At 72.5% G+C, this 9,509-nt stretch carries 10 protein-coding genes; 5 read left to right on the forward strand and 5 right to left on the reverse strand.

The features are described from left to right. Positions 1 to 8 precede the first annotated feature (8 nt). From G3I78_RS28115 to G3I78_RS28125, 3 genes are all read right to left on the reverse strand, one after another. On the reverse strand, positions 9 to 884 hold the full coding sequence (locus G3I78_RS28115) for a PhzF family phenazine biosynthesis isomerase (RefSeq protein ID WP_164429444.1): 876 nt from the start codon (positions 882 to 884) through the stop codon (positions 9 to 11). A 51-nt stretch (positions 885 to 935) separates the two neighbouring features. After that, entirely contained in the window at positions 936 to 1,136 is a 201-nt protein-coding gene (locus tag G3I78_RS28120) for a ferredoxin (protein ID WP_164429446.1), read from the reverse strand. Between the two features lie 79 nt (positions 1,137 to 1,215). Beyond that, positions 1,216 to 2,433: a cytochrome P450 gene (locus G3I78_RS28125; protein WP_164429448.1), complete on the reverse strand. Its 1,218-nt coding sequence runs from the start codon at positions 2,431 to 2,433 to the stop codon at positions 1,216 to 1,218. A 277-nt stretch (positions 2,434 to 2,710) separates the two neighbouring features. Between G3I78_RS28125 and G3I78_RS28130 the strand changes: the two genes are divergently transcribed. From G3I78_RS28130 to G3I78_RS28140, 3 genes are all read left to right on the forward strand, one after another. Further along, positions 2,711 to 3,193 (forward strand): MarR family transcriptional regulator, encoded by a 483-nt coding sequence (locus tag G3I78_RS28130; protein ID WP_164429450.1) that lies wholly within the window; start codon positions 2,711 to 2,713, stop codon positions 3,191 to 3,193. A gap of 86 nt (positions 3,194 to 3,279) precedes the next feature. Further along, positions 3,280 to 3,723 carry an Rrf2 family transcriptional regulator gene (locus G3I78_RS28135; protein ID WP_164429452.1) on the forward strand — a complete coding sequence of 148 codons (444 nt, stop codon included), beginning with the start codon at positions 3,280 to 3,282 and terminating at the stop codon, positions 3,721 to 3,723. A 78-nt stretch (positions 3,724 to 3,801) separates the two neighbouring features. Then, complete coding sequence (locus G3I78_RS28140; RefSeq protein WP_164429453.1) at positions 3,802 to 5,001, forward strand: globin domain-containing protein; 1,200 nt, start codon at positions 3,802 to 3,804, stop codon at positions 4,999 to 5,001. Between the two features lie 30 nt (positions 5,002 to 5,031). Here G3I78_RS28140 and G3I78_RS28145 read toward each other — a convergent pair whose 3' ends face one another. Beyond that, on the reverse strand, positions 5,032 to 6,444 hold the full coding sequence (locus G3I78_RS28145; protein WP_239158079.1) for an FAD-binding oxidoreductase: 1,413 nt from the start codon (positions 6,442 to 6,444) through the stop codon (positions 5,032 to 5,034). A gap of 84 nt (positions 6,445 to 6,528) precedes the next feature. Next, entirely contained in the window at positions 6,529 to 7,557 is a 1,029-nt protein-coding gene (locus G3I78_RS28150; RefSeq protein ID WP_164429455.1) for a nitronate monooxygenase, read from the reverse strand. 277 nt (positions 7,558 to 7,834) lie between these two features. Here G3I78_RS28150 and G3I78_RS28155 point away from each other — a divergent pair, with 277 nt between their 5' ends. Together G3I78_RS28155 and G3I78_RS28160 are read left to right on the forward strand one after the other, a co-directional pair. Then, positions 7,835 to 8,710 (forward strand): LysR family transcriptional regulator, encoded by an 876-nt coding sequence (locus G3I78_RS28155; RefSeq protein ID WP_164429458.1) that lies wholly within the window; start codon positions 7,835 to 7,837, stop codon positions 8,708 to 8,710. 118 nt (positions 8,711 to 8,828) lie between these two features. Beyond that, positions 8,829 to 9,509: MBL fold metallo-hydrolase (locus G3I78_RS28160; RefSeq protein ID WP_164429460.1), on the forward strand; the 681-nt coding region annotated here is incomplete at its 3' end.

Consider the following 9,509-nt stretch of genomic DNA (forward strand, 5'->3'; position numbering starts at 1 on the left):
AACAGCCGTCAGGCGATCCGCGCTCCCGCACCCCCGACCCGGACACGCGGGTCGCCGGTCCGCAGGGTCACGGTGAGTTCGCCGGGGCGGCCCAGGTCCTCACCCTGGTGCAGGGTGAGGACGGTGTCCTCGGGGACCAGGCCGAGCTCCCTGGCGTACGCGCCGAAGGCGGCGGCCGCGGCGCCGGTCGCCGGGTCCTCGACGACACCGCCGACGGGGAACGGGTCGCGGACGTGGAAGACCGTGGCCGACTCCCGCCACACCAACTGGACCGTGGTCAGGTCGAGTCGGTGCATCAGGGCTTCGAGGCGTGCGAAGTCGTAGGAGAGGTCGGCGAGCCGGGCGCGGGTCGCCGCCGCGAGCACGAGATGGCGGGCGCCCGCGAACGCGACACGGGGCGGGAAGGCCGGGGCGAGATCGGCGGCGGGCCAGCCGAGCGCGGCGAGCGCCTCCGCGAGGTCGGTGTCGGCGATCCCCTCGGTGTGCGGCTCGACACTGGTGAGCGTGGCCCTGACCGTCCCGCCCTCCTCGGTCACCGCCACCGGGACGGTCCCGGCGCGCGTGGCGAACACCAGCTCCCCGGGGCCGATCCGCTCGGCGAGGGCGACCGCGGTGGCGACGGTCGCGTGGCCGCAGAAGGGGACCTCGGCCTTGGGGCTGAAGTACCGGATGGTGAACACCCGTCCGGCCGGGCCGTCGAGGTCTTCCGGCGGCGCGGTCAGGAACGCGGACTCCGAGTAGCCGAGTTCGGCGGCGACGGCCAGCATGTCGCCGTCGTCCAGGCCGGTGGCGTCGAGGACGACACCGGCGGGGTTCCCGCCCTCCGGGGAATCGGAGAAGGCGGTGTAACGCAGTACTTCGGGGCGCGGCGCGTTCGTCGTCATGGCCGGGCAACGCGGCCCGCGCCGCGAGCTATTCCTGGGCGGCGGCCCGGTTCACCCGTCCTCGTGGACCGCGATGGCCCCGGCCGGACACATCGCCGCCGCCTCACGGGCGCCGTTCGCCTGGTCGGGGGCCGGTTCGGCGGCGAGCAGTACGACCGTGCCGTCGTCCTCGCGCTGGTCGAAGACCTCGGGCGCGGTCAGGACGCACTGCCCGGCACCGCAGCACCTGTCGGCGTCCACGTCGATCCTCATCGTCATCCTCCTGCCTCCCCTTCTCCTTCTGATCCTGATCCTGCTTCTGCTTCTGCTTCTACGGCCCCTGCGGTTGCCGTCACCACCGGACGGGCACGGTGGTCAGGCCGCCCACCAGAAGGCCCTCGATGAGCTGCAACTCCTCGGCGGGTACGGCCAGTTCGAGCCCGGGGAGTTTGCGCAGCAGGACTTCCAGGACGATCTGGAGCTCGGTGCGGGCCAGTGCCTGGCCGAGACAGGAGTGCGGGCCCGCGCCGAAGGTGAGGTGTGGGTTGGGCGAGCGGGTGAGGTCCATCTCGTCGGCGCCGGTGAAGGCGTCCTCGTCGCGGTTGGCGGCGGGCATGCTGCACACGACGGTGGTGCCACCGGGCAGGGTCTCGCCGCCGACCTCGACGTCCTCGGTGAGGTAACGCCGCATGCCGAAGCCGAGGTTGGTGTCGAAGCGCAGTGCCTCCTCGACCGCGGTGCGTACCAGGGCGGGGTCGGCCAGAAGGCGCTCCCAGCGGTCGCGGTGGGCCAGCAGCATGGCCACCATCTTGCCGATCATGTTCGCGGTGGTCTCGTGTCCGGCGACCAGCAACCCCATGGCGGTGCCCAGCAGTTCGGTGTCGGACAGCCCCTCGCCCTCCCCCTCGCTCTCCTTGATCAGCATGCTGATCAGGTCGTCACCGGGGTGTTCGCGGGTCGCGGCGATGTGTGCCGACAGGTACTCCATGAACTCGGCCTGGGAGGCGGCGCTCTGCTCGCCGGTGTACCGGGTGACGTTGAGGAAGGCGTCCGACCAGTGGGAGAAGCGGTCGCGGTCGGTGGCGGGGACGCCGAGGATGTCGCAGATGACGTAGACGGGAAGGGGGAAGCCGACGGCGGCCTTGAGGTCGCCGGGCTGTCCGTGCGCGACCATGGCGTCGACGAGGTCCTCCGCCGTGCGGGTCATCCCGGGGCGCAGCGCGGTCATACGGCGGGCGGTGAAGTACTTGCCCACCTGCCGGCGCCAGCGCTGGTGCGGCTCGCCCTTGTCCGGGAGGTTCAGAGCGCCGTCCCCGTCGGCGGCGGGTCCGCCCGCTCCCCTGGGCGCGATGCGGGCGGCGCCGTCCGCCGCGTTGGGGCGGGAGAAACGGGGGTCGGAGAGGAGGGCCTTGACGTCGTCGTACCGGGTCAGGAGCTTCGCGCGGTCTCCGCTGGGGAGTTCGACGGTGGCGACCGGACACCGGCGGCGCAGCCCCTCCCATTCGGCCGGGGGCTCCAGAGGGCTGTCGCTGGGCATGGGCAGTCGCAGGACCTGTTCGCCGTCGGTCATGTGACGTCTCCTCATGGGGGTCGGAGCTGATGGGGGGCGGAAGTCGGTGGGGGTCGGAGCCGGTGGGGGGACCGGTCACGTCGGCGGGGGCGGGGGCAGGGGCGGGCAGGGCGCCGCGTGCCCCGAGAACCCGCACCGACGCCGACCCCGACGACGCTATCGACGTCGTGCATCATGCAACAAGAGTGCATCGTGCACTTCGCCGGAATGGCGCATTCCGACCGTAGGGTGGGGCGACATCGTCGTCCGGACACCGAGGTACGAAGGAGAGCGCGGCGTGGATGCCCAAGAGGCGGGCCGGCGCATCGAGCGGGAGATGCTGATCCTGGCGCGGCACCAGGAGATGAGGGCGCCGAGGGGCGCGCGCGGCGGGGATCTGCTGGACCGCAGCGCCTATGTCCTGCTCAGCCGGCTGGAGGTGCAAGGCCCCATGTCCATCCCGGACTTCGTCGAGGCGTTCGGGCTGGCCCCCTCCACCTTCACCCGCCAGACCTCGGGGCTGCTGCGCCACGGACTCGTGGAGCGCATGCTCGATCCGCAGGGCGGGGTGGCCCGCAAGTACCGGATCACCGAGGAGGGCAGGAAGCGTCTCACCGAGCAGCGCGAGGAGGTGGTGACCGGCCTCGTCCGCGTGGTCGGCGACTGGACGCCCGAGCGTCTCCAGCGCTTCATCGACGACCTGAACCAGTTCAACACCGACATCGAACGGCTCACCGGCCGCCCGTGGCCACGACCGGAACGCCCCGCCCCGGAGAGCTGAGCCGTTCCGATCACCCTTGCGGTCTGTGACGCAAGCCGCACCCACTCAAACAGGTATCCAAGATGTGTATTTGTTAGTGTCGTGGCGTGCGGTTGACGAAGTTCACCGACCTGGCGCTGCGTGCCGTGATGCGTCTGGCGGTCTCCGAGCAGGACGAGTCCCTGACCACCCGGGAGGTGGCCGAGGCGATGGACGTGCCCGCCACCCACATGGCGAAGGCGATCACCAGGCTCCAGCACCTCGGCGTCCTGGAGGCCCGCCGGGGCCGGGGCGGCGGGCTGGGACTCACCGAGCTGGGGCGGCGCGCCTCGGTCGGCTGGCTGGTGCGGGAGTTGGAGGGCGAGGACGAGGTCGTCGCCTGCGACGGCGATCCGCCCTGCCCCCTGCGCGCCGCGTGCCGGCTGCGCCGGGCGCTGCGCGAGGCCCAGGAGGCCTTCTACGCCACGCTCGACCCGTTGACCGTGGCGGATCTCGTGACCTCCCCCACCGGGCCCGTACTCGTCGGACTGGTCGGCCGCCGCCCCGAGTGAGCCATGCCCGGGCGCCCATCGGTGCCCGGCTCACTCATGTTTTTAAATACGCAGATCATTTACCACTTAGGAGTCGTCGTGCTGTCCGAGCAGTCCACCCCGGTCGTCCGTGCCACCCTGCCCGCCGTCGGCGCCGCGATCGGCGAGATCGCCGAGGTGTTCTACGGCAGGCTCTTCGCCGACCGTCCCGAGCTGCTGCGCGATCTGTTCAACCGGGGGAACCAGGCCAACGGCGAGCAGCAGAAGGCGCTGGCGGGTTCCATCGCGGCCTTCGCGGGTCTGCTGGTGGAGCACCCCGACTCCCGGCCGGACGCGATGCTGGCCCGGATCGCCCACAAACACGCCTCGCTCGGCATCACGTCCGACCAGTACAAGCTCGTCCACCGGCATCTGTTCGCCGCGATCGGTGAGGTCCTGGGTGACGCGGTCACTCCCGAGGTGGCCGCCGCCTGGGACGAGGTGTACTGGCTGATGGCCAACGCCCTGATCGCCCTGGAGGCCCGGCTCTACCAGGAGCCCGGCCCGCCCGAGGGCGGCACCTGGCGGGAGCTGGAGATCGTCGGGCGGCACGAGGAGACGCCGGACGCGGTCTCCCTCCTCCTGCGCGGCCCCGACGGCACGCCCGCGGGAGCCTTCCGGCCGGGCCAGTACGTCAGCGTCCAGGCCGAACTCCCGGACGGCGCCCGCCAGATACGCCAGTACAGCCTGTGCGGCGCGCCGGACGACCCGCACTGGCGCATCACCGTCAAGCGGGTCCGGGGCGGCGCGGACCCGGCGGGCGAGGTGTCCTCCTGGCTGCACGAACACGCCCGCCCCGGTGACACGCTCACCGTCTCCGCCCCGTTCGGCGACCTCGTACTGCCCGACGGCGACGGTCCGTTGCTGCTGGCGTCCGCCGGGATCGGCGTCACCCCGATGCTGTCGATGCTCCACCACCTGGCGGCCCGGGGCACGACCCGCCAGGTGCTGGTCCTGCACGCCGACCGCACCCCGGCCGACCACGCCCACCTCGACGAGCAGCGCCGGCTGGTCGCGTCCCTGCCGGACGCCCGGCTGCGGCTGTCGTACGAGGAGGCGGGCGCCGGTCTGCCCGAGGAGGCATCCGTCGGCCTGGCCGATGTGAGCACGCTCGACCTGCCCGCCGGGGTGACCGCGTACCTGTGCGGCCCGCTGCCGTTCATGCGCGGGGTCCGCGGCGACCTGCTCCGCCACGGACTGCCCGCGCACGCCGTGCACTACGAGGTGTTCGGCCCTGACCTCTGGCTCGCCGGCGAGTAGCGCCAGCGGCCCCGGCGGGTCGCCTCCGGTCTAGTCGAGCAGTACGTCGGGGTTGAGGATCCCCTCGGGGTCGAAGGCGTGCTTGACGCGGCGCATCAGGGCCACCTTCGCGGGGTCCTCCAGCGTCAGGAAGTGCTCCTTCTTCGCCTGACCGACCCCGTGCTCGCCGGAAATCGCCCCGCCGACCGCGATTCCGGCGGCGAAGACGTCGTGCAGGAGGGCGTGCCGCCGCTCGGGGTCCTCGCAGAACACGGCGAGGTGGACGTTGCCGTCGCCCGCGTGTCCGCAGCCCAGGACGCGGGAGTCGGCCGCGGCGGCGAGTTCGCGGACGCGGGCCAGGAATTCCGGCATCCGCGAGCGGGGTACGACGACGTCGATCAGGTCGTGGGCGCCGATGGCCTTGACCGTCCAGAACGCCTTCTCCCGCGCCTCGACGAGCCTGCGGGCCGAGCCGCCTTCCAGGACGTAGACGGCCGCCGCGCCCAGGTCGTCCAGCAGTGTGCCGGCGTTCTCGATGTCTCCCCGGAGCCGTTCCCCGTCGTGGCTCTCCAGGCCCACCACCAGATACGCCGGGTCCGCCTTCCTGATGTCGTCGGGGACGCCGAGTTCGAGTTCCTGGATACGGCAGATCGCGTCCATGGTGGGCGTGTCGATGTACTCGAGGATGCTCGGGGCCAGTCCGCTCGCGACGAGCCTCGGCACGGCGGCCATGACCTGGTCGAAGTCACCGAACGGGACGAGGAGGGTGGCGCCGTGCGGCGGGCGCGGGACGAGTCTGACGGTCACCTCGGTGACCAGGGCGAGGGTGCCCTCGGAGCCGACGATGAGCTGGGTGAGGTCGTAGCCGGTGGAGACCTTGGAGGTCTTCCCTCCGGTGCGGACGATCTCGCCGGTGGGCAGGACCGCCTCGATGCCCAGGACGTTGTTGCGGGTGACGCCGTGTTTGACGGCCCGCATCCCGCCCGCGTTGGTGCCGACGTTGCCGCCGACGGTGGCGGACAGCTCACCCGGGTAGACGGTGTAGGCGAGCCCGACGGCCGCGGTCCGTGCGTCCAGTTCGGCCAGGGTCACACCCGGCTGGACCACCGCCACCTGGTTGTCGGTGTCGATCTCCAGCACCTTGTTCATCCGCTCGAAGGAGATCAGCAGACCGTCCTCGCGGGGGCGGGCGGCGCCGGAGAGCCCGGTGCCCGAGCCGCGCGCGGTGACCGGCACGCCGTACTCGGCGGCGACGGCCAGCAGCCCGGCGACCTCCTGCGCGGTGGCGGGCCTCGCCACGTGGGCGGGTCTGCGGGGCGGCCACGACAGGGCTTCGTCGTGCGCGTAGTCGTCGCCGACCGCGTCACCGCTCAGCAGGTTGTCCCGGCCGACCGTCTCGGTGAACCGTGCCGTGGCGTCCGCCGTACCGGCCATCTTCTTCTCCCAAGTTCTGTGCGATGCCAAGTTCTGTGCAATGCCTGTGCAATGCCAGGTTCTGTGCGCTGACTGCTGGGGCGCCGCACTGCCCGGTGCGACGCGGACATCCGCTCACAGTCGGCGGGCGAGCCGTGCGAACGTGGCCGCCGCCGGTTCACGCCTGGCCTCGCGGTGGCCCGTTCCGGCCCACAGGTGGATCAGGCGGGTGTCGCCCGCCGCGGTGGCGGCCTTGCGGAGGGGGCCGGTGAGGTGGTGCAGGGCGGGGTAGCCGGCCGGTGCGAGCGGGTCGTAGCCGTCGGTGAAGTGGTTGCGCAGCGCGCGTGCCGGGCGCCCGGTGAAGGCGCGGGTGACGACGGTGGTGTCGAAGGCCGGGTCGACCAGGGCCGCCTGGTGCGGTGCGGAGGCCCCGCTCTCGTGTGTGCGCAGCAGGACGGTGCCGACCATGACGGCTTCGGCGCCCGCGTGCAGCGCGGCCGTCACGTCCGTGGCCGTGGCGACGCCACCGGTGCCGACGACGGGCCGGGCTACCGCGCGCCGGACCGCGGTGACCAGGTCGGGCAGCGCGATCGGGGGGAGCGGCCGGGCCGGGGTGAGGGTCGCGGAGTGGCCGCCCGCCGCCGGGGCCTGTGCGATCAGGGCGTCGGCGCCGGACTCGGCCGCCCGCAGCGCCTCGTCGACCGAGGTGACCGTCTGCAGGACGACGGTCCCGGCCCGGCGCAGCGCGTCGACGACCGCCCGGTCCGGGATTCCGAAGGTGAAGGACACCCAGGGGACGGGGGCCGCGGTCAGCAGGTCGATCTTGTCGGTCCAGTGGTCGTCGTCCTCGACCGGCTCCTCGGGCAGCACGACCCCGTGCCGGTCGGCCTCCGCGCGCAGCTCACGGGCGTAGCGCCGGTAGGCGTCGGCGGCGACGGGGACCGGGTTCGGGACGAACAGGTTGACGCCGAAGGCCACGTCCTCCGCGCGCAGGGTGTGGATCTGCCCGGCGAGCGCCTGCGCGGTCTTGTAGCCGCCGGCCAGGAAACCGAGGCCACCGGCCCGGGCGGCGGCGGTGACCAGCGCGGGCGTGCTCGGTCCACCGGCCATCGGGGCCGCGAGGACCGGTAGATCGGCTCCGAGTTCGGACAACAGGTCGCTCACGTCGGCTCCTTCGTGGATACGGGCGTCAGGTACGTCGTGGATTCGGCCGTCAGGTACGTCGTGGATACGGTCGTGAGGCGCTTCGTGGATACGGCCATGAGGTGCTTCCAGGACACGGCCGTCAGGCGGTCGCGGGCGCGCGGTGCCCGGCGTGTCCGCCCTGGTGCGGTCGCGTGGCCCGCGCTCACGCTAGGCAGCGGTGAGTGGGCCTGTGAAATGCCGGTTAGGCTGCCGCTATGCACGGCACGCATGGATGCCGGAAAGGGACGCGATGAGCATGGACGTCGAACTCCGTCACCTACGGGCCTTCGTGTCCGTGGCCCGGCACCGCTCCTTCTCCCGGGCCGCCGAGGAACTGCTGATCACCCAGCCGGCGCTGAGCCGTACGGTCGCGCAGCTGGAGGCCCGGCTGAGCGTCCGGCTCCTGGACCGTTCCTCACGGCACGTCGAACTCACGGACACCGGCGCCGAGTTCCTGGTGCACGCCGAGCGGGTCCTCGCCACCTTCGACCAGGCCCTCGCCGTCACACAGCACCGTGTCACGCTGCGGCTCGGCTTCAGCTGGCTGCTGCCCGACCCGTGGGCGCAGCGGACGGTCGGCCGCTTCGAGCAGGACACGGGGGCGACGGTCGCGCTGACCCGGATCGACGACCCGCTTCAGGCGCTGCGTCAGCGCACCCTGGACATCGCGGTCGTGCGGGGTACCGGGGAGGTGCCCCGCGGTGCACGCACCCTGCACCTGTTCGACGAGCCGCGTATCGCGGTGTGTTCCGAGCACTGCGATCTGACCCGGCTCGGCCATCTGGACTGGACGGACGTCCAGTACTGGCCGCTGGTCGTCAACACGGTCAGCGGGACGACCGGCCCCTGGTCGTGGCCGGCCGGTCAGCGTCCGGAGCGGATCATCGAGACGACGAACTACGACGAGTGGCTGGAGTCCGTCGCGGCCAACCGGGGCATCGGGATCGTCCCCGAGGTCGCGCGGCGCCGTACCCAGCACCCCGCCGTCCGCTTCGTCCCGGTCACCGACGCGCCGCCCAGCCCGGTCGGTCTCGTCTACCTGCCCGACGCCCACCCGTCCCTGATCCGGCGCTTCCTCGACGCCGCCGTACAGGCCGTCGACACGGAGCTGCCGCGGACACCGGTGCCGTGACCAGAATCTATGCCCGGCATTCATGAATGGGGCGCCGGAGGCATTTCCCCCCGGCCCGGATGATCATTAGCGTCGACGGTGTGATGGAACCGATCAGGACCCTTCGACGAGGGGCGCTATGAGCACCGAACTGCCCCGCCAGGAGTGCGCGGTCACCGTTCTGGGCGGCCCGACGGCCGTCATCGACGTCGGCGGTCTGCGGATCGTCAGCGACCCGACGTTCGACGCCCCCGGGCCCCAGGGCTATCTCACCAAGACGGCGGGACCGGCCGCCGACGAGCAGGCCGTCGGGCCGGTCGACCTGGTCCTGGTGAGCCACGAGGCCCATCCGGACAACCTCGACACGCGCGGCCGGGCGTTCGCCGAGGCCGCCCCGCTCGTGCTCTCCGGTCCCCGCAGCGCGGACCGCCTCGGCGGGCCGGCCCTCGGGCTGGCCCCCTGGAGCAGCCACCGGCTGCCGCGCCCGGACGGCGGCGGTGACCTGACCGTGCTGGCGGTCCCGGCGGTCCACGGGCCGCAGGACGGCGAGCGGGACGCCGACGGCAACGTCAACTGCGAGGTCATCGGGTTCGTCCTGTCCGGTACGGGGCTGCCCACCGTGTACGTCAGCGGTGACAACGCCTCACTGTGCACCGTCGCGGAGATCGCCCGCAGGGTGCCCCGCATCGACGCGGCCGTCCTGCACGCGGGCGCGGCCCGGGTCCCGGCCAAGTTCGACGGCCGGCCCCTGTCCCTCACCGGGCAGGGTGCCGCCGCCGCGACAGCCGTCCTGGGCGTGGGTACGGTGATTGCGGCCCAC

This window comes from Streptomyces sp. SID13726 (assembly GCF_010548375.1).
In the GTDB taxonomy this organism is placed as follows: Bacteria; Actinomycetota; Actinomycetes; order Streptomycetales; family Streptomycetaceae; genus Streptomyces.

What these genes read in the sequence shown, in the direction of transcription:
- G3I78_RS28115 (WP_164429444.1), bottom strand. Translation starts at nt 884, where the DNA reads ATGACGACGAACGCGCCGCGCCCCGAAGTACTGCGTTACACCGCCTTC.
- G3I78_RS28125 (WP_164429448.1), bottom strand. Translation starts at nt 2,433, where the DNA reads ATGACCGACGGCGAACAGGTCCTGCGACTGCCCATGCCCAGCGACAGC.
- G3I78_RS28120 (WP_164429446.1), bottom strand. Translation starts at nt 1,136, where the DNA reads ATGAGGATCGACGTGGACGCCGACAGGTGCTGCGGTGCCGGGCAGTGC.
- G3I78_RS28155 (WP_164429458.1), top strand. Translation starts at nt 7,835, where the DNA reads ATGGACGTCGAACTCCGTCACCTACGGGCCTTCGTGTCCGTGGCCCGG.